Here is an 18,836-nt window from a genome sequence, read left to right as displayed (position 1 = left end):
ATTTGTGGATGTCAGATATTGAGCCTTCCAAAAGCTTTTGAAACCAAACGCAAGAATTACGCCGCGAAGTGTCCCCATTGCGGTGACCCGCACCATTACACTGAGCTGAAGTTTCCTATGGTCAACGACCGAGGAACCTGGGTCATCAAGTGCAATGCGTGCAGTGAAACATTTGCCGTCGATTTGAAAAATCCTATTGAATCGCCAGCAGGTAATTGTCGGGTTATTGAGCGCTATGACGACGAAGAAGATCCCTATGCTGGATCCGTAGAATACGCCACGGACAGGGCCGTGTATCGGCTCGCTATCAATGATGAAGATCCGGTATTCGACTTCAATGTTCACCCGATTTACTGCTGTGCCGAAACCGATGAAGGCTTGGAAAAGGCCGCTCTAGCTGAGCTTGTCGCAGCCATTGGCGATATTAGACAGCAATGGGGGATTATCCTAAACAACTATCTCGCGCGTCGGATGCCAGAGGTTGAACATCTGCTCGTCTCGATCAAGGTGCCGTGCTCCTGCTCCCAAACTCACGTGGCTACTTTTTATCGCCCTTTCCAAATTGATCCGAATGCCAGTCTCGAGTTGGACGGATTTTTACTGGCCGACGTCTCAGGAGTTAACCTGGCCGACGTATTAAGTGGGATACATACCAAGTCCTATTTGATGGACGCGTTAGACAAACTCATTGTGAGATGGCGTTTATACAAGGATCAAGTCCTCATTGCTGCACCGTTCGTGGGTCATCAATGGAAATCCAAGAGCGAAAAACTAGAGATTTGGGAACGTCTCTTGAAACAATTGGATGCTAAACGAACCGTTTTTTTAACACGCTCTGCAACGTGGTCAGGTTATAAATCGGCTCTCCAAGAAACTGGTTTGGATCACGACGTCTTGGCAAGTTACGGCCTCGAAAATCAGATCGTGGCCACCGGCAATAAAAAGCAAGATTTTCACGCCAAAGTATACATCGGCATTGGTGACCAATGCGAGGTTTTCAGTGGCTCTGCTAACTTGGTGGATGGTCCATCTATGGAAAATGCATCCTTTGCAGTCTCTCCGTACAACAAGGTCATCAAGAAATATGTCGATCCTCTAAAGCTCTCACTTCCTGCCGCGCCTGAACGAGCAAATCATCATCTGATGATCCGTTTAACGGGTGTTGGTTGGATCGGTAGTCTACAAGACGGCCCTGCACCTGAGTTGAGCTGACGCGGGCCTAGCCCACCTGTAAGTTACTCGCAATCTCATCAATCGTCAAAATTTGAGCATCTTGGATTTCAAGGTTGGTGGTTTCTATCAGATTGGCAAGATGTGATTTATGGCGTGGCCCAGGAATAGGTACAACATTCTCACCACGAGATTTAGCCCAGGCTAACATGACTGCGGTCGCTGAAACACCATAGGCCGATGCAACGTCTTCGATACACTCCCGAAGTCTTTTGTGGGCCGACTGTTCGGGATTTTGGAACGCTTTCATCTGCGCACGGTAATCGTCGGCTGCGCGGTTGGTGCCCGCTTTTTTCTGGCTCAATAGGCCCCGCGCGAACGGCGCATAAGCCATAAAGAAGACGCCCATATCTCCGACCTTTTGAGGCGTACACCAAGAGTTTGGGTCGCTTAAGACTGAAAGTTCATTTTGAACCACAGTAACACTGCAACGTTCCGACATCGGCTTAATGCGGTTAACTGACGTTCCTGAGAGACCAAAGGATGCAACTTTACCTGCATCGATAAGGTCCTGCACAGTACCAGCAACCTCTTGGTCATTTACGTCCGGATCGGGACGATGTTGGATCAGGATATCAATCCGCTCTCGACGCAATCGTCTAAGTGATGCCTCTACTGATGCGCGGATCGAGCTGGGCCGACTATCTCGAACAAGTTTACCGCAATTGTCTTCCGAAAGGCCGAATTTGGTGGATACCGTTATGCCAGCCTTTGATCCAATGACATCACCTATCAACTCTTCGTTCTGACCGTCTGTGTACAAAGGTGCCGTATCAAAAAGACGGAAATCAAGATCCATTGCACGGTCCAACACATCACGTGCATCGGATTCGGCGATCCTCCCATATAGTCCAGTAAGCGCCATGCACCCGATACCAATCCGATGGGAGCCAGCAACGGTAGAAAGTAGATGGGCAATAGCGTGCGAGGGCACGCTCATCTTCCAGAGGCCAAACGTATGGATAAGGCGATAGATTCTTCGAAATTCTCTGGTGTGAGAATACAGTGTTCGGGGGCAAGCTTTGCCATTACCTCGGCGACCGCCTTGCCGGCAGCGGACCTGAAAACGTGGTTATCATCGCGACCCGGCCCAATGGGTATATTCTCGTCAAGTCGTGTCGCAAAAATTAGATCATACTCTTTCACCCAAGCTTCACAGATGGCTTCAAGGCGTTCCAATCGCTGTTGGTCGATAGAACGATTTGTCGTACGCAGAGCAGCAATCAAATACCCAAGAGCGTCGGGAACTGGACGGTCAATGAGGATAACATTTGCTTTTAGCGTTGCTGCTGTCTCAAGACGAATTGCCTGCGCGATCAACCAAGCGGTACTCTCAAACGTATGGTTGCTCAAGATTGGAAAGCCGACGTCACGCGCCTCAGCCGCACTGTCGTGTACATAAGCGACGACATGACCAGCCTCGATCAACCTTTTCTCCAAATCCTTCATAAAGGTCGTTTTTCCAGTGGAATGGGTCCCGGCAACTGCAATTTTCACGACGCGAGTCACAAAAGCGTCCCCTGCCTAGAGTTGGTGACGTCAGCATCCATCAATATACTGTCTCGTTCGGCCTGCGATAACGGTGCAAGTAAATGCTCCAGTAGGATAGCAGACATAGCGGCATCATATGGGGCCGAATGTGACACCCCACCGCCGACCGCTTGAGACGCCGCGTCCTTGAGCCTGAGCACATCTCCGAGCCGCTCCAAGCCAAATTTTTCTTCGTTCGGTAGCATCCTACGTGCGACCTTCAAACTATCGTAGGCCGCCGCCGGTTTCCAATCTGGTAGAACTCTAGTGAGCGCCTCCAATTCGACCCGAACATTGTGGCCAACGATTGGAGAGTCCTCAAGCCAGAGTAAGATGTCGTCCACAACGTCTTCGAGTGGGGGAGCATCGGCGACATCATCATTCGTAATCCCATGAATCCTGCTAACGATGGGCGTGATCTCGTGTTGCGGCTTGAATTGCCAATGCATCACCTTCCCTGTCAGTCGGAGGTCGTCCATCTCAACGATTCCTAACTCAATAATCTCTGGTGGCGTAGCTCCGTTGCCCTCAACATCGACAGCCCACATGCGTTTCATTATGTCCATCCTTCTTCCGCGCGACCATGACGACCCGGCAAATGCGGGTGAGCTCGGTCATGCACTTGAAACCCTGTTGCGTGTTGAACGAAGTATCGCTGTTGCTCCGTGCTATTTTCAACGACGATATGGCCTTCAAACGCTTCTATACTATCTGTCTCAAGACCAACTTCTTTTGCAAATCCAAGCAACTGACTTCGGGTAGGAACCTTGTGGGCAGCAGTGCAAATTCTGACCTGATCACCTGGACAAATATCACAAATGCGATCTATCCCGATGTGGCCGTTATAATCGTGAACTTTGTGCGCATACGCTACCCCGCAAGACGTCTTGCGAAATATTGGTGTGTTTCCGAAAGCTTTTAGAATCCGGTCTTCAACTTCCCGCGGAAAAATCTTCCGGCGAGGCACCATCTCATATAGATCCGGTACATTCACCGATCGAAGATAGTCTCTGATCTGCTCTCTATGGAAGAGGCCAGTGAAAACCGTCGCATTTGCAAACCGGCTCATGGAATGGGCCTCCGCAATCAGTTCGTCTGAATCGTTCAGCCCGAGGACAATTGGGCGCCAATAGAGAATTCGGCGTGTGCGGGAAGCGCAGGATGCGAGAGTCTGCAGAGACTTGTGAGCAATTGAACTGTCGATAGGCTCAATGCGAGGGTCAGAAATACCAGACCACGTGATCAATATTGTGACTTTGAGGTTCTTGAGCCGTTCCAACCGAGCAACATCTTCCTCTAAGACATGCCATCTGGTGATAACCAGCATATGGTTCGTCAAACCCAGATCATCGAGTAGCTCCAGACATCGGTGTAGATGTTCCTTCACTCTAGGAAGGAACGGATCTGTCGCTCTGTTAAAGATTTGTAATGGTGTCTGGTGGGCGCGAAATGCGGGATGATCAACTAGCTGTGCTACCGCCTCATCATCAGACAAAACCAGATGAGGTCTTTTCATTTCATAGTTGTCGAAAAGATGGCGAACGCAGTACGCACATTCGAGTGGGCACCCTACTATGTGATTGAGACTGAGGCCCGATTTGCGGTACTCAATGACGCTCGCGAGATCATGTGGTAGATCTGTGGGAGCATCTCGAAGCTTGGATCTCGCATAGCGGGTGTCTGGCTCAAATGTCATTTCGAATTCTCGCAGGGGCTGTTTCAGCAATAGCGGCAAGAGCCGCAACTTTTCATAGATCACTCTTGTAAGTTGAAAACCTACAGTTTGCTCACTCATAGTTGAATATCAAATTTCATTGGTGTCGCTGATTTCTGACGCTACATATGAATACTCATGGTATCGCCAAGTTGTTTTCGCTTGGTCGAATGCGGATTATGGAAGCCCCTCAGGCGGTCATCCCGTGGGCCTAGCTTACCCCGGCCAAAGACAGTGAAAATCTTGACGCCGCTCGATTTGAGGCAAGACAGTGGCACATTTCAGTTGAAGAACGACCAATCAACGTCCGCCGTAATAGGATTCGAATGTTCAGACGGCTTGTGACCAGACAAGCCATTGCAAATGGGAAAGCAACCATAGTGTTTGAGAAAATCGCTCAAGAAGAAGCTTTCAATGTCAAAAAGGTTCTCATTTCCGTAGTTCCTGAGAACTTCTGCAGAGTAGTACGTAAACTTCACTCCCTGCGTTTTTGCGTAGTTGCTAATTCCCATGTTGCCGGATTGGCCGGACAAATGGCCGCCAAGCCTCTTGAAAAGGCCGTATTGTTTTGACTCGCTCATCCCAATGTAAATCAGCTTTGAATTCGCAAAGGGATACGCGATTTCACTTTCGGTCAAATAGATAAAGTAGATGCCCGCAACACCGCGAACAAACTTGATTTCTTGCTCGCTAAGATTGTACGTTTGCGTGAATAATATTCTCATTTTTCAACGCTAAACAAGGGGATAAGCCTTGACCACCGAAAACGTCAAGACAGCAACCGAGGTCATTACCGAGTTCCTCGACACCCAGGTTAACGACGAATCCCTCGATGCTGACACCGTGGCCGCTGTCAGCAAGCTTCGAAAGGAAGATGATTTAAGCAAGGTAAAGCTGCTACGCAAGCTGGAAGAGGCGCGCAAGGCCGCACTCAAGGCTGATGTGGCGGGCGCAGCGGAGGAAGGTGATGACTAAAGTTCGCAAGATCACCGTCTCGCGCTTTCGCGGCGCACGTTTCGAGCTGCCCCTCGATTTTTCGAAGAAAACGAAGAGCGTTGCGATCTTCGGTGAGAACGCGTCGGGCAAGAGCACTATTACAGATGCCCTGGAGTGGTTCATTCATGACCGCGTGGACCACCTGTGGCGGGAGGACTGCAAGCAGGACTCGCTGCGCAATGTGCTAGCAGACGACAACCCCAGCTCTGTGGAGCTGGTATTTGACGGCACTGACCGCAACGGAACCAAAGCGCTGTCGGACGCGCTGAAGACCTCGGCCACCTTTGCCAATGACAATGCGGAGCAGCTTGTTGCTGATCTGAAAGGTGACAATATTATTCTCAGGCATGCCGATATTGTTAACTTTCTCGACAAAACAAAAGGCGGAAAGCGTGAGGCCATTGCCGATATTATCGGCTATAGCGAGATCACGAAATTTAGAAACGTCCTTTTGCAAACAAAGAACCAGCTCGAAAAAGAAACTGATTACACGACCGCAAAACAGCAGATTCAGCGTCTTCAGTCCGGGATGATCGCGGAAGTAGAGCAGGTTGTTCCTAACAGAAAAGAATTTTACGACGTGGCCGCCAAGGTCATTAAGCCATTTGATCTTAATACTGAAGTTACTGACGAAGATTCTTACATTGAGGCCTTAGAAGAGCTAAGGGGACAGGGCAGCAGTGAAGAAAAGATACGACTGGCAGAACGACTTGCGCAGCTTAAAAAGGCTTGCAGTGATCTGGTCGCCGACATTGATCAACTCTCCGATGATGCCACAGCATTTACGGACAAATACAACGCCCTCGCTAAAGAGAACGAAAACGTCAACAAGCTTCGGCTCAGTGACTTTCTGACGCGCGGCAAGGCCGTCCTGGACGACGAAGTCTTTACCGATCCGCAGTGCCCGTTTTGTTTGTTGCCCTATGAGCTTGCCCAACTTCAAGAAGAGGTCGGCAAGCGCCTTGAAGCGTTAGAGGCGTTGCAGAAGCAGCTCGATGAAGCAGGCACGCTCAAGGATGCGCTTGCCGAGACCGTCATCAACGCGGGCCTTAATACGAAAACCATCATGGAGACGTATTCCGATCTGAAGGATTTTTCTTCGCTGATCGCGGCTGTTAAGTCTGCGCGCGCCAAGTTGCGCGATTATCTGAAAGAGCTGAAATCCGCCTTTGACGACAAAAAGGTATTCGAGGCACCGGCTGGTTTCGATACCGAACTGAAGGCGTTGCGTGCAGAATCGGAAACGGCTGCGGAGCAAGCCAAAGAAGCCGCGAAGAAACTGCAGCTCACGGAGCTGGAAAAGAAGGTCGCCGCTGCGCTGACCAGGCTCAAAACCGTCAGCGATCAGGTGAACGACTTTGAGAGCTATCAAAACATAAAGGGTGCTTATGAAGCCCAAGTCATAACCCTTTCCTCGATGCTGGATGCCTTCATCAAGGTTCAGAATGGGGCACTGCAAGCAGTGCTGGATACCATCAGCGATGATGTCGGGAAGTTCTACACCGCACTTCATCCCAAAGAGAGCGTGGACAAAGTGCGCCTGACTATGGTCGGCGATGAAGGTGTCGAGTTCCAGTACACTTTCCATGGCAAGGCGACCCAGCCGCCACGTAAATATTTGAGCGAAAGTCACCTGAATAGCCTTGGTGTGGTGCTGTTCCTCGCCAACGCACGCATTTTCAACAAGCACGCCAAGTTTTAGTGCTCGACGATATCGTCACAAGCTTCGATATATCGCACCGGCGCAGGCTCTTACGTCTTTTGCGCGACGAGTTCTCCGATTGGCAAATTATCATCCTCACGCACGAGAATATCTGGTTCGACATTATCAAAAGGGAAATGGGGCAGCATGGCTGGGTTTTTCATGAGGTCCGGTCAGACGGTGCAAATGGCATCCTTCTCGAAAACAGCCCCGCGACGCTGAAAGAAATCATCGAACAGAAAAAGGGCAAGGAAGACGTTTCCAATGACCTACGCAAGCTACTGGAGCTTGTCCTCAAGAACATCTGCCAGGCTCTTGAGGTCAAAGTGGCCTTCCGCTTCAACGACATAAACGAAAAGCGATTGTCCGATGAGCTGATCAGCGCGCTGAGATCAACTTTGAAGGACAAGTCGCCCGATCTGCTGGCGACGCAAATCTTCTCCGATCTGGCAGGCTCGGCCCTCATCGCCAATCTGGTCTCTCACGATAACGCCGGCAAAATTGTCGGCGAGGACATTGATGTGTTGCTGGAAGATATCGAGAAACTGGTCGCCCTCTTTGTCTGCGAGCATTGTGGCCGCCATATTCGCGCAGATATTGATGTGCCCGGTGAGAAAGCGATTTCGTGTAAGTGTGGTAAGTCTCGATTGCCTTGGAAAACTTAAGTGCTGCAAGACATGCTTAATCTGAATTTGCACATCACGCGATTGGCAGACAAGCCGGTAGCGACCGCAAAGCCGGAGCAGAAGTACAGATAGACCAGTTTGAACGTCGATCGCATATGGTGAATGCAACATCTTGATCTGCTAGATGTGCGGATAGCCCGTCAGCCTTCATTTGAACCGTGGCTCAGCCAATTCGAATGTCCGCAATGCGGGCTGCGGCTGCAGCAATCGTTGATCTCATCGAGTGACCGCTTTGGGCCGAACATCGATTGGTAAAACAGGTGGTTCTGTTTATGGGAAATTCGTATGCTCCCATTATCCATCTAACTTAACTAGGAAAGCGTTTCATGGCAGATCTCCAGTATATCGAACTCCTTTTGGAAGGTGTTGACGCATGGAATGCTGCGGTCGGGGGCCTTCAGTCAGGTCCAGACCTTAGCAACATAAATCTATTTGAAGAGTTGGAACGTCGGGGCTTCCAACCTGATCAAGGTGCAATGAAGTTTGAAAGATTTGATTTCAAAACCGCAAGCTTCTCGGACACAGACCTAACGTACGTTTGGTTCTCAGAATGTGACTTTCGTGAAGCCAAGCTGCAAGGAACCCGACTTGATCGATCAAGCTTTTCTCAATGCCGGCTTGAAGGGATGAAACTGAATGATGCAAGCGGATCGGAAGCCAGTTTCACAGACTGCGAGTTCCCAGCTCAGCCCGTCTCATTCGCTTCTTTTGAACAGTCCTGGTTCACAAGATGTGACATGAGCAAAGCGGGCTTCAATGCAACCTCCTTTCGATACAGCAGCTTCGAAGACTGCCGTGTTGCCGGAATGCGCGTTTCCACTGTTTGTTACCGAACCGGCTGGCAGTCCGAAGAATGCTATTACTCGTCTCTGGAGGGAGTAAGTGGTTTGAGCCAGGAAGACATTGCCTCAATGCGGTTGGACCCGAGCGTGACCCTTCCGGACGGACTCGAACACGTTAAGTAGCCTTCCAATACCCAACTTTTATTTGCGCGTGCGCAACCAATGACTGCTATGCAGGCTGCAATCGCAGCATCGAGAAACTAGGCTTAATGTCCGCTTTGGGCCGCCCCTGAAGGCGACCCATCTGCCCTAGATTTCAATGGCTTCAGCGATGGCGAGAGCATCCTCTAGTTCGACCCCAAGATACCTGACTGTACTATCCATCTTTGTGTGGCCGAGCAGGAGCTGAACAGCGCGAAGGTTTCCTGTCTTCTTATAAATTTGTGTAACCTTGGTGCGCCGCATCGAATGCGTGCCGTAAGCGCTGGCTTCCAGCCCAATTGATGTCACCCAGTCCCTGACAATGCGAGCATATTGGCGGGTTGAGATGTGCAGACGTTCATGGAAACGGCCTGGCCATAGATACTCAGAACCGACCATGAGTTCGTCTTCCATCCACTTTTCGACAGAGGCGCGTGTGCCTTCGGAAATCTCAAAGCGAACAGGTTTCTGCGTCTTGCTTTGCAGAACGGAAGCACGCTCTTTGATCTGGCCGGACGCCATGACGTCAACGACTTTCAACTTGGCCAGATCGCAACCGCGCAGCTTGCTGTCGATCGCCATATTGAACAGCGCGAGGTCGCGATGGTTTTCAGCCAGTTCAAGTCGAACCCGGATCGCCCAGACATGCTTTGGTTTCAACGGTCGTTTCTGGCCGACGATCCGACCCTTGTTCCATGCGGGTCGTAGCGCGCGAATGGCTGGTAAGTTTGGTGTTTCCATGACTGATCCTCCGATCCGCCATACCCTCCACAACGACAACCCGACGTTGACAGGGCACCATATCACACGGTTGCTGCACTGCCTCGGAAGTCGGCAGTGAGCCCAAAACAGTCGTCGTATGCGGTACAGCGATGGGTAGTTTAGGGGCTAAGGAGAAACAATGCACAACCGAAGCGCGTGATCGAACCGTTTCACAAACCCCGTCGTCCTGTTGTGCGTTAGCAGAAGCGGAAGGCTAGCCCTTAAGCTCCCGTAGTTGCGCCACGCCGGGCGTCGCCCGACGTTGCCTTTTGCCTGCGTCATTTCGATTATTGCGACCCGAGCAAAGCGATGTGTTGTCGATCAATTTGCTAGGCTTGCTTCTGGCAGATTTGTCAAACTGCCCCAAGATCGTTTCAGGGACACACGGCTCGAGACTATACCGAAGCAAAATTCTTGGTACAATCTAGAGGTTATTTGTCGATAATTCGATTCGCCTTTTTTGAGGTTTTTTCCATGCTAAGAACAAATTTCCAGGTTTTGCTTTTCTCTGTACTCGTTCAGTTTTTTCCGCATCATGTCGCTGCTGACATCTGGGATGAATATCGGCAGATCCTCCCTTTTCATGTTCAAGAGTTTGCGATTTTCCGCGGCGATGATCCTCGCACGCTTACGGTCATCGTGGCGGAACCTTCTGATATTTTTCCGCGAGACAACGCAGAAGTTGCCGCCCTCTTCGAGCAGGCGTTCGGGCGAGGAAGCGTAGCCGAGATCACAACACGACAACACAACATTCTGCTTGATGGTTGGACTCGCGATTTCGTCGTGAAACTGCGGCATCCCGAGACTGAGTTCACGCAATCTCATATTGATCTTGCCGTAGCATGGCTGAGTGAATTTGGGTTCGGCTCGTCGCGTTTTGCCTATTATAGGAATCTCGATGCCATCGAGCCGGTGAACTATGCCAGTGCACCGGAGAACGTCGAGCTCTCGCCGTATGAGCTTGAAGCTTGGCTATTTGGAGAGGCCGCGCTGCAGTTCAAAGATCGTGTTCTAGGCGCGAGACCTATCGCAGCCGTGCTGTCATCGGGGGAGAGTGGGCTCTACACCTCAATCGACGGCAGCCTCGTCGCCTGGGTACTTGACACCGACTCCGCCGAGCGGGGCTTTGGCGCGTTGCGCGCAACGCCCGTTGATGCCGGCGCAGATGCTGAGATGCGGCGTGCGTTTCGTCAGTTGACCGTTTCCGGAGATCTGATCCTGGGTGCACTTCGGGATCGCACAACAGGAAGCGTCGCCATCCTGGCCCGCGCACGCCAGGTCTCAGTCGATGCGCTGCCGCCGTTGCGGTTTGAAGAGGTACGCCGGCTTGCGGCCGCTGCGGCTATCACAAGTGAGCTTGGACAAAGCTACGAACGTGGGCATGCCTTTGCAGGCAAAGTCTCGCATGGCAAATACTTCGGGTTTGATGTTGCTCCGATCTTTTTGTCCGATCAATTGCTAGACTCCGAGGCAGGAAGCCTACTCAACATTGCTGACCAGCTTCTTAAGTCGTGGTCGCAAGCCGGTAGCGTCGAGTACTACAACTTCCCTTACCCAAAACCAGACATATTCCCGTTCGAATCCCAACTGAGTACGCTGATCTCTGAGGCTGAGGGCACCTCCGAGACGCTATTCAACTGGAATACCGTTGGTGCCGGATTGGAGATGCAAAGTGGACGTTATGATTTTGCAACGCCCTTGCGCACGGGGGCCCTTCCAATAACGTATCAGGCAGATTTGGATGGGGACGAACTAAGTTCCAATGCGTTTATCGACTCGCTTGAAGATGTCGCTTGGACATATTTCGCTGAACGCAAAGACCCCCATCTCACACGCGTAGTCCAATACGCATTCCTATTCCAGATTTTTCGGAACTGGGAGATTACTGCAAAGGATCAGACGGATCCTGACGGCTTACGTGTACGGTTGTTCGAGAGAAAAATCGAAGACCACATCTCCGAAGCGTTACAGCGCGCAGAAACTGGAACGCTGCCAGAGTTCTATTACGAGAAGATCGCTGACTTGAGTTGGCAGGACCGAATGGAACTGCAAGCGGAGATACTTGGTGCCCAGAGGTGCTTGCTCAGCAGGTTGGCTGAACTCGAAGCGCTCGACGTTCGGATAAGGGACAACTTGGTCGATGCGCTCTCGGCGCCCGAGCGCCTTGAGATCGACCAAACAGACATGTGGCTTGCTCCGTTCTTGCTTGCCAGGATTACTGGCTTTGACGTTCCAACTGAGCGCAAGATCGAGAATGCCGCCCTGTCCGAGAACGTAAGGAAGTTTCTCGCCCTCGACGCATCCGAGGACATCTCGGAGTGTCTTTATCCGTTCCTCGACGGGACCAGGTTCATCAACAGCGTTGTCGAGGCTGCCAACGTGGATCCAGCGGACGGCAGCTCGATCCGGACCCCAACTCTGGTCTTGTCGCGCAATCTGGGCGAAGATGGACGGCAGAGTACCGGCGGCCACAACTTGTCAGCAGACCTGCCGCGGCTGGTGCCCGATGCCTCGGTGCCGCGCGGACGGCCGGAGGTGGACGTCACCCGCGACGGCCGCATGGAGATCCGCGTCCACCCCAGCGACCAGCCCGGAGCCCGCGAGCTGGGCCGGATTGCGCAGCGCTACCGCAACGAGGATCCCTCGGAGCTGCGCGACCGGCTCACCGCAGCGCTCAAACCGCGGGACGCGCGGCCGGTCGACGCCGCGATCGGCTTTCGCAAGCCTTTCAACGCCGCCCAGGACACGTCCTCGGCCATTCGCTTCCTTGGCCGCCCGGGCCAGGACACCGCGACGGCGCTGCGGTCCGCGCGCGACAGCTTCGATCAGCTCACAGAGGTGCACGGCGCAGGGGCGATCTACGTGGAGGCTTTGCCGCGCGGTATGTTCGTCGTTCGCTCTGGGCAGCCGCCCAGCGAGACGCTGCACGGCACGATCTACGATGCGGTGACGGTCCTAAAGAAGGCAATCGGCTCTCCACCGCCGGCGGCCAACCTGGTCTTCGGGCCGAAGATGCCGATCGAACGGGTCCAGGCGCTGTCGCAATCGGTCGTGGCGGGCCAGCCGACCGAGGTGGCGATGAGCGCCCCGCAGGTGCTGGCCATGGGCGCGGGCAAGCCTCCGCTCCCGCCGGTCGGCCGCAGCGCGACCGTCTCAGGGGCCGAAGGCCCCCGCCGCCCCACGATCGAGGTGGAGAGCGGCGACGCCAAAGGCTGGCGCGGGCTGGCCATCCGTCTCGGGGCGCTCAAGCGGCAGGGCAAAGGCGGCATTGCGCAGCGCGACGTGGCCGAGATCCCCACTGCAATCCAAACGCGCATCCCGGCCGTGGAATCTCCGATGAGCTACCACGTGATCAGCGTGTTCGCGGTGCGCCCGCCGTCGCTCCTGTCTCGGCTGAACCTGCGGCTGGACATTGTCGTGACCCGCCGTTCGCAGGACGCCCAGGCGCCCGACGTTCCACGGACCTACCGCGAGACGCTGGACGCCGCCACGGAGCAAACCAAGGCCGACGCGTTCGTCGATGCTTTCCGCAGCCGGCTCCTGGAGGGTGGGCAAGACATCTCGGTCTACGCGATGCTGACCGAAGGGGATGGCTTCCTGCTTTTGTCGCGCATCGATCTCCCGCGCGGCCTGCTGCCCAGAGAGGGCTGAGCGGTGCCGACGGACGGGCAGACGAAACGGCCGCGGGATGCCTTCGGCAGTCGCGCCATGGCAGCGACGGCGCAGGTGCCGCTCGCGGACATCGCCCTGGTTATCGGCATCCCCGCGAGCCCGGCAGAGTTGGCCGGCCGGTTCACCAAGGACCCGGCCGACCAAGACTACGCGTGGCGCCTTGCAGAGACGGTCTGCCCGAACAGCATCCCCGGCGATGGGACGCGCCCCCTGAGTGCCAGTGAGGCCGTGACACTTGCCGCGCAGGTCGCGAGCGCGCCAAACGTCGGCACGCTGTTCTCCGAGCTTTCGCGGCTGGTCGACACCGCCACTGCCGCGAAGGTCACCGTATTCCGCGACGCCGATCTTTCGGATCTCGCCCGTGCCGGACAATTCAACCACGTGTGCCTCTTTACGCATTGGAAAGGGCATTGGATTACCCAGGCGGACTTCAAAAGGGGCGCGTGGGCAGCTCTGGCGTGTGCTGCGCGGCACGCTTGGGCAGGCTTTGCGCCCGGTTTGCCAGGCTACCCTGACCCACAGAGCCTGCAAGACCTGCGCAAGACCCTGAACTCACTGGTCGAGGCTGGGTGCGCCATGTTCCCTAGCTCTGAAGAGGAGCGCGCGTTAGAGGACCAAAACCTTGGTATCAGCTATGACGCGGACTTCATGGCCGCGATGAACCGCGAGTTCCTCGACGATGCCTTTGGGTCCGATATCCTGCGCCCGGGGAACCGCCTGGAGCTGTCGGACGGGCTCGCACGACCAGATCACATCGCCGCCGCGATTGGGGACGCGACGCAGAGCGTGTCGCTGATGGCCTGCCACTCGAACGTCCTACAGCAAGTCCTGGCCACGGAGCGCCCCAACCTGCGCGTTGTGGGAACCACCATGGAGCTTACACCGACCGTCTGGGCGGCTTTTGTTGCCCATGTCTTTGAGAGCGCTCGGGACGGGCGGACGCCGTTTTTGATGGACCTTGTGCACGGCATTCGTGACCTAAGCCAACGGGGCCAAAAGGCCGTCCGGGCAAGTAAGGGGAGTTGGTAATATGTCATCGCTTTATGACGTCCTCGCGCGGCACAGAAGCAAGGGGGTCGCCTCGTTAAGCAGCAAAGAGGACTGGACCTTTGATCGGGACAAACTGCTGCAGTCGCTGCGAAAGATGGAAAGGGAATGGGCGACGCGGATCCGTCTCTTCCAAGCCTTGTTCATCCTGCTGATGTGCGTCGCGGTAGCGCTAGCGTGGTTTCTACGTAACTCGCATGAGTTGTTGGCGGCTCTGATCGGTGGAGATGGATTAGCTTTGTTTGCCGTGCTTCAAAGGATAAATGATCTTTCGGATCGGAGAACCAAAGTTCGCCACATTTTATATTTATGCGAACACGCGACAGATGAAACACTGCAGTCGGTAATTGATACTATAGTAGATAACTTTTCTGATTTCTAAGAACCTGCGAGGTCATAACCTGGGTCGCGTTTCTTTTCGTCGTTTCCCGATCGTTGGTCCCTTCAACAAATGCTCTCGGTGCAGCTTTCCGCTGGTCGGAGAGACGAAAGCGGCCACAGGTGATAGGTCCGGTTTGTCCGCGATCTGTGAGTTCGAGGGTCGTGTATCATACATCTGCAGCGAAGGGCAGCTATGTGGGCTGCGACCGCAGCATCGGAGGCGCGCGTTGAATGTCTGCTTAGGGCCGAACTAGACCAAGCAGCTTAGTGTCCGACAGGAATGATTGTCAGAAACTCACTCCTTCATTCTAGGTCCCACGACGCGCGCGGGTAGTTCCCTACAAACTGGTTGTCCACGCTTATGCGCCCGGACCCGTACCACTTTCCCGTCGGCGTAACGTCTTTCGTGCTCGGCCACCCAATGCTCGGTCGGCGCAGTTCGACTTGCAGATTGTGTTTTCTCAAAGCCAAACCTTGCCTTTTGCTCAGACAAATGTCGCTCACCCGCCGGTCCGATACGAATGGTTACGTGAGACTTGAGCACCTCGGTCATCCAAGTCTTGCCAAAACGCCGCGCTGTCTTTGCCTGCTTTGTAGATAGGCTTGCAGCCTCTTGCGACGTCAAATCATCCTCGCGTGCAGCAAGAGCAGCAAATAACATAAACCCGATCACCATCTCATATGTTAGGTGACCCGAATGTTCCTCGAAGTGTTCTCTCATTGAAGCTCCATCGGGCAAAAGTCCTGCCCTCATAAGCCCCGCAAGTACGGTCCGCTGAGCTTTCCAACTGGTGTCACTAAAGTCGGGACGGCCGTCCTGCGATTTCGATATCTCAAGCACAAAGGGCGCATCAAAGAAGGTGGTGTCCGTCATAGCTGAGAAAAGGCGCACGCTTAGTATTTCGGAAGAACGGTTATCAAAGAGGAACCCTCGCTGATGACGTCTGCTCAGTTCTTCATCATCCAGGGCCGTCAATCCTCGAACGCAACGGTCTTCCCAGAGTTTGCGGTCGTCGTACTCGATCCAAAGGAGGTCACGCGGTAGTTCGATATCGCGCACATAGTCTTGAATGTCGGCCTCAGGTCTATCCTCCCATGGCATTCCTTGGACATCCATTCTCAAAGAGTCGAGATAATTCGCAGCGTTGTGGTCGAGCAAAAAGATTCTCGCTGAGGAGAGGTCGCCAAGAACTCCTCGCCAGTGCTGACGGACTTCTTCAGGCGAAACCCGCTGACCGTCTGGGCCAATCATGTCCACAGGCATCTCGTTTTCGAGATGGTGTCCAAACTTTAGTGCAATCGTCTTGTAAAGAATCATTTCGTCTACTCAAGAATTAAGGAGTCGATCTCGGGCGGATCGAATAATCGTCGTGGGCAGCCCAATACACTCGGAACGAGATGCCTGTCCCACTTTCCCCCGTTGTTAACCTCTGGCTCGGTGGGAATACAGGGACCGTAGGGCTCAAAGATCAGCTTGCCCTGCTTTCCGAGTGCTAGTTTTGTCTGCATTCTTGAACGTCGGCTTTGGGGAATCCGCACAGAAGCGCCAATCGCCATGATCAATGTCCGGTCCGGGCCGTCCGCTAAGACGGCCCAAATTGCTAAATTTCAATGGCCGCTGCAATCGCAAGAGCATCTTCCAGTTCAACGCCGAGATAACGGACAGTGCTATTCATCTTAGTGTGCCCAAGTGGGAGCTGGACCGCCCGCAAGTTGCCGGTCTTCTTATAGATCTGTGTGACTTTTGTCCTTCGCGTCGAATGCGTTCCGTATGCGCTGGCCTCCAGGCCGATCGACGCCACCCAATCGCGGACGATCCGGGCGTACTGGCGTGTCGAGATGTGCAAGCGTTCATGGAATCGACCTGGCCAAAGGTATTCTGAGCCGACCATGAGCTCATCTTCCATCCACTTTTCGACCGACGCGCGTGTGCCTTTGGATATCTCAAATCGCACGGGTTTCTGTGTCTTGCTTTGTAGCACAGATGCCCGTTCTTTGATCTGACCGGATGCTAAAACATCGACGACCTTCATTTTCACAAGGTCACATCCGCGTAGTTTGCTGTCGATCGCCATGTTGAATAGCGCGAGTTCCCGGTGATTTTCTGCCAATTCAAGTCGAACGCGGATTGCCCAGACGTGTTTTGGTTTCAGTGGCCGTTTCTGACCGACGATGCGTCCCTTGTTCCAAGCCGGGCGAAGCGCACGAACGGAAGGCAAGTTTGGTATTTCCATGACTGATCCTCCGATCCGCCATGCCCTCCACAACGACAACCCGACGTTGACGTTGCCATCATATCACAGGATGCTGCGTCGCATCTGAGGTCCGGTCAGAGCCCATAGTTCCAGATGCTGCATCTGGAAGGAGTGACTGCGAAGCTTTGATTGCGGTCATTGGCTGCCATCAAATCGTTCTCAGTCAATCGATTTCGAGCAAAACGGGCACCCGTATTAAAGCCGTTGACAGCGGTAACTTGGACCTGGACTCATTGAGAACCAGCAGCATAGTCGTGCCGAACCTGCGACTAACTTGCTAGCAATACTCGTGAGGCCGATTCTCCAACCCATACCGGACTTACTATTCAGCCTATCAGTTACCCTGATTCCGAGCCTCCAGCCGTTCCAGATTTACAACCGTCGAAAGCATCAGACGGTCGTGGCTCCAGTCCTGAGTTTGACGCACCGAGGCTGAACCAATGGCGAGCACAACAACCAGAGAAAGCGTCAAACCAAAGAAAAGCGCTGACAATTGTGTGGTCGTCACAGGCGCATCGGTCAGAGCAATCACACGCTGACGCAATACATGCTTTGCTTTCTGCCCGTTCACCAAAGCCACATGAAGAATACGAGGGCTCTTCAGCTTTACCGAACGTGTGCAATATTCAAGCAAACAGGCGGTATAGTCTGTCGCGTCAATGCCTTTGCGCGAGACAACGGACTGATCGCAGGCTAACTCGCGAAGCCGGTCGAACTGATGCTTCATTGCCAGGTAGGCCGGGTTCCAGAACAGCAGCGGGCGCAGAAGCTCGAATCCCAATTCCCATTCCACGTCCAATGCGCGGATATGCTGAAATTCATGCGCCAGAGCAAAGCGCAGATCGCGCGGCGAGTTCAGCAGATGGCTGGGCAAAACGACGTGCCGGCGACGAAGGCCGCGCACTGCAAACGGCACGGTAACGCGATCCGAGATACGGATATCTACCTTGGAGGATTGCCGCCACAGAAAGCTGGACCTTACGGCGTTGCGAATAGCAAGCGCGTTCAGAGCAACCCGAACTGCCAGAACAGCCGCCATCAGAAACATCGCAATCAACGCGCACGTCACAAAGACCGAGTCGCCAGAAAGGACATGATCAACCCAGCGTTCGCGCGTGTTCAGAAGGGTTTCGAACTGTGCGGCCGGCATGGCGATTTCACCGCGCAGATAGGCCGCCACTGCGATATCCCCCAGCGCCACAAAGCGTCCGGGCCACACCTGAGCGACAAAACCCGAAACGCCTATCGCCAGAATAGGGCTGAGTATAACGCCAATGCAAAGTATCTTGAGCGACCGAAGCTGAGCAACGAAGCCGTACCGCATGGGAGTCATCGCAAGGACCCCGCGCACGACCAGCCAGATCAGCGCCGATAATCCAAGCACAACGTTGAACTCGAGAAATGCGTCAAGAACCGGTTTAACCGCTGTCATTTTGCAGTCTCCTCTCTACCAGTGCTCGAATCTCCTCTAGGTCATCTTCTGTAAGCCCCTCATCGTCGACCAGCCTTGCAACCAGCGTCGCAGGTGTGTCGTCAAATAGGGTCCGGGACAGATTCTGCAGCGACCGCGACTGATACCTGTCCTTTTCGAGAAGCGGTCTGTAGATCAGCGACTTGCCGTTCTTTTCGCTTTCGACGAACCCTTTTTCATCAAGGATCCGCAGAATCGTGGCGCCTGATGTGTAGGCCAGATTGCGATCAGGTGGCAGGCGATCAAGGACTTCACGGACCGAACCCTGACCAAGCGCCCAGAGTTCGTTCATGAACTCAAGTTCCACTTCGGTCAGCAGATTTGTTGTTTTTTTCTTACGCATCGATCTCGGGGTCGCAATTTTTTAGTATGCCTGACAGACAAGCATCCTTTCGCTGTTTCGCAAA

General features: G+C 53.7%; 18 protein-coding genes. 8 read left to right on the top strand and 10 right to left on the bottom strand.

Features of this window, described 5'->3' with window-relative positions:
* The first annotated feature begins 18 nt into the window (after positions 1 to 18).
* Positions 19 to 1,212 (top strand): phospholipase D-like domain-containing protein, encoded by a 1,194-nt coding sequence (locus tag E4662_RS22190; RefSeq protein ID WP_168798049.1) that lies wholly within the window; start codon positions 19 to 21, stop codon positions 1,210 to 1,212.
* A 7-nt stretch (positions 1,213 to 1,219) separates the two neighbouring features.
* On the opposite strand, the gene E4662_RS22185 is transcribed toward E4662_RS22190, so the two are convergent.
* From E4662_RS22185 to E4662_RS22165, 5 genes are all read right to left on the bottom strand, one after another.
* Positions 1,220 to 2,170 (bottom strand): aldo/keto reductase, encoded by a 951-nt coding sequence (locus E4662_RS22185; RefSeq protein WP_136443816.1) that lies wholly within the window; start codon positions 2,168 to 2,170, stop codon positions 1,220 to 1,222.
* A complete protein-coding gene (locus E4662_RS22180) occupies positions 2,167 to 2,739 on the bottom strand; it encodes an AAA family ATPase (RefSeq protein ID WP_240705293.1) in 573 nt (190 codons plus the stop codon). The genes E4662_RS22185 and E4662_RS22180 overlap by 4 nt, the downstream gene beginning before the upstream one ends.
* On the bottom strand, positions 2,736 to 3,317 hold the full coding sequence (locus tag E4662_RS22175; RefSeq protein ID WP_136443815.1) for a 3'-5' exonuclease: 582 nt from the start codon (positions 3,315 to 3,317) through the stop codon (positions 2,736 to 2,738). Before E4662_RS22175 ends, E4662_RS22180 begins: the two co-directional genes overlap by 4 nt.
* A complete protein-coding gene (locus E4662_RS22170; protein ID WP_240705292.1) occupies positions 3,317 to 4,555 on the bottom strand; it encodes a radical SAM protein in 1,239 nt (412 codons plus the stop codon). Before E4662_RS22170 ends, E4662_RS22175 begins: the two co-directional genes overlap by 1 nt.
* Positions 4,556 to 4,755: 200 nt before the next feature.
* Positions 4,756 to 5,199: a GIY-YIG nuclease family protein gene (locus E4662_RS22165; RefSeq protein WP_136443814.1), complete on the bottom strand. Its 444-nt coding sequence runs from the start codon at positions 5,197 to 5,199 to the stop codon at positions 4,756 to 4,758.
* Positions 5,200 to 5,227: 28 nt separating this feature from the next.
* Here E4662_RS22165 and E4662_RS22160 point away from each other — a divergent pair, with 28 nt between their 5' ends.
* The 4 genes from E4662_RS22160 to E4662_RS22150 all read left to right on the top strand — a co-directional run bounded on the left by E4662_RS22160 (position 5,228) and on the right by E4662_RS22150 (position 8,823).
* The gene (locus E4662_RS22160) at positions 5,228 to 5,449 is read left to right on the top strand and encodes a hypothetical protein (protein ID WP_136443813.1); all 222 of its coding nucleotides are present in this window, start codon (positions 5,228 to 5,230) and stop codon (positions 5,447 to 5,449) included.
* The gene (locus E4662_RS22155; protein ID WP_240705291.1) at positions 5,442 to 7,172 is read left to right on the top strand and encodes a hypothetical protein; all 1,731 of its coding nucleotides are present in this window, start codon (positions 5,442 to 5,444) and stop codon (positions 7,170 to 7,172) included. The genes E4662_RS22160 and E4662_RS22155 overlap by 8 nt, the downstream gene beginning before the upstream one ends.
* Positions 7,172 to 7,837: a hypothetical protein gene (locus E4662_RS24385; protein WP_240705290.1), complete on the top strand. Its 666-nt coding sequence runs from the start codon at positions 7,172 to 7,174 to the stop codon at positions 7,835 to 7,837. Before E4662_RS22155 ends, E4662_RS24385 begins: the two co-directional genes overlap by 1 nt.
* Positions 7,838 to 8,184: 347 nt before the next feature.
* Positions 8,185 to 8,823 (top strand): pentapeptide repeat-containing protein, encoded by a 639-nt coding sequence (locus E4662_RS22150; RefSeq protein WP_136443812.1) that lies wholly within the window; start codon positions 8,185 to 8,187, stop codon positions 8,821 to 8,823.
* A gap of 126 nt (positions 8,824 to 8,949) precedes the next feature.
* Here E4662_RS22150 and E4662_RS22145 read toward each other — a convergent pair whose 3' ends face one another.
* Entirely contained in the window at positions 8,950 to 9,582 is a 633-nt protein-coding gene (locus E4662_RS22145) for a tyrosine-type recombinase/integrase (protein WP_136443811.1), read from the bottom strand.
* A gap of 456 nt (positions 9,583 to 10,038) precedes the next feature.
* Here E4662_RS22145 and E4662_RS22140 point away from each other — a divergent pair, with 456 nt between their 5' ends.
* Genes E4662_RS22140 through E4662_RS22130 form a run of 3 tightly spaced genes read left to right on the top strand, consistent with a single transcriptional unit; the run spans position 10,039 to position 14,704 of the window.
* Positions 10,039 to 13,254 (top strand): hypothetical protein, encoded by a 3,216-nt coding sequence (locus tag E4662_RS22140; protein ID WP_136443810.1) that lies wholly within the window; start codon positions 10,039 to 10,041, stop codon positions 13,252 to 13,254.
* Between the two features lie 3 nt (positions 13,255 to 13,257).
* Complete coding sequence (locus tag E4662_RS22135; RefSeq protein ID WP_136443809.1) at positions 13,258 to 14,304, top strand: hypothetical protein; 1,047 nt, start codon at positions 13,258 to 13,260, stop codon at positions 14,302 to 14,304.
* A gap of 1 nt (position 14,305) precedes the next feature.
* Positions 14,306 to 14,704, top strand: a complete 399-nt coding sequence (locus E4662_RS22130; protein ID WP_136443808.1) for a hypothetical protein — start codon at positions 14,306 to 14,308, stop codon at positions 14,702 to 14,704.
* Positions 14,705 to 14,998: 294 nt separating this feature from the next.
* On the opposite strand, the gene E4662_RS22125 is transcribed toward E4662_RS22130, so the two are convergent.
* From E4662_RS22125 to E4662_RS22110, 4 genes are all read right to left on the bottom strand, one after another.
* On the bottom strand, positions 14,999 to 16,021 hold the full coding sequence (locus tag E4662_RS22125; protein WP_136443807.1) for a hypothetical protein: 1,023 nt from the start codon (positions 16,019 to 16,021) through the stop codon (positions 14,999 to 15,001).
* Between the two features lie 283 nt (positions 16,022 to 16,304).
* Complete coding sequence (locus E4662_RS22120) at positions 16,305 to 16,937, bottom strand: tyrosine-type recombinase/integrase (RefSeq protein WP_136443806.1); 633 nt, start codon at positions 16,935 to 16,937, stop codon at positions 16,305 to 16,307.
* 355 nt (positions 16,938 to 17,292) lie between these two features.
* The gene (locus E4662_RS22115; RefSeq protein WP_136443805.1) at positions 17,293 to 18,390 is read right to left on the bottom strand and encodes a M56 family metallopeptidase; all 1,098 of its coding nucleotides are present in this window, start codon (positions 18,388 to 18,390) and stop codon (positions 17,293 to 17,295) included.
* Positions 18,377 to 18,772: a BlaI/MecI/CopY family transcriptional regulator gene (locus tag E4662_RS22110; RefSeq protein ID WP_136443804.1), complete on the bottom strand. Its 396-nt coding sequence runs from the start codon at positions 18,770 to 18,772 to the stop codon at positions 18,377 to 18,379. The genes E4662_RS22115 and E4662_RS22110 overlap by 14 nt, the downstream gene beginning before the upstream one ends.
* Positions 18,773 to 18,836: the final 64 nt, after the last annotated feature.

The organism is Pacificoceanicola onchidii, from assembly GCF_004804335.1.
GTDB lineage: Bacteria > Pseudomonadota > Alphaproteobacteria > Rhodobacterales > Rhodobacteraceae > Pacificoceanicola > Pacificoceanicola onchidii.
This window is presented reverse-complemented; position numbering and strand designations above follow the sequence as displayed.

Bases quoted from the DNA above. Each gene is read 5' to 3' on its own strand.
- E4662_RS22185 (WP_136443816.1), bottom strand. From the start codon at position 2,170: ATGAGCGTGCCCTCGCACGCTATTGCCCATCTACTTTCTACCGTTGCT.
- E4662_RS22175 (WP_136443815.1), bottom strand. From the start codon at position 3,317: ATGAAACGCATGTGGGCTGTCGATGTTGAGGGCAACGGAGCTACGCCA.
- E4662_RS22170 (WP_240705292.1), bottom strand. From the start codon at position 4,555: ATGAGTGAGCAAACTGTAGGTTTTCAACTTACAAGAGTGATCTATGAA.
- E4662_RS22165 (WP_136443814.1), bottom strand. From the start codon at position 5,199: ATGAGAATATTATTCACGCAAACGTACAATCTTAGCGAGCAAGAAATC.
- E4662_RS22155 (WP_240705291.1), top strand. From the start codon at position 5,442: ATGACTAAAGTTCGCAAGATCACCGTCTCGCGCTTTCGCGGCGCACGT.
- E4662_RS22150 (WP_136443812.1), top strand. From the start codon at position 8,185: ATGGCAGATCTCCAGTATATCGAACTCCTTTTGGAAGGTGTTGACGCA.
- E4662_RS22145 (WP_136443811.1), bottom strand. From the start codon at position 9,582: ATGGAAACACCAAACTTACCAGCCATTCGCGCGCTACGACCCGCATGG.
- E4662_RS22130 (WP_136443808.1), top strand. From the start codon at position 14,306: ATGTCATCGCTTTATGACGTCCTCGCGCGGCACAGAAGCAAGGGGGTC.
- E4662_RS22125 (WP_136443807.1), bottom strand. From the start codon at position 16,021: ATGATTCTTTACAAGACGATTGCACTAAAGTTTGGACACCATCTCGAA.
- E4662_RS22120 (WP_136443806.1), bottom strand. From the start codon at position 16,937: ATGGAAATACCAAACTTGCCTTCCGTTCGTGCGCTTCGCCCGGCTTGG.
- E4662_RS22115 (WP_136443805.1), bottom strand. From the start codon at position 18,390: ATGACAGCGGTTAAACCGGTTCTTGACGCATTTCTCGAGTTCAACGTT.
- E4662_RS22110 (WP_136443804.1), bottom strand. From the start codon at position 18,772: ATGCGTAAGAAAAAAACAACAAATCTGCTGACCGAAGTGGAACTTGAG.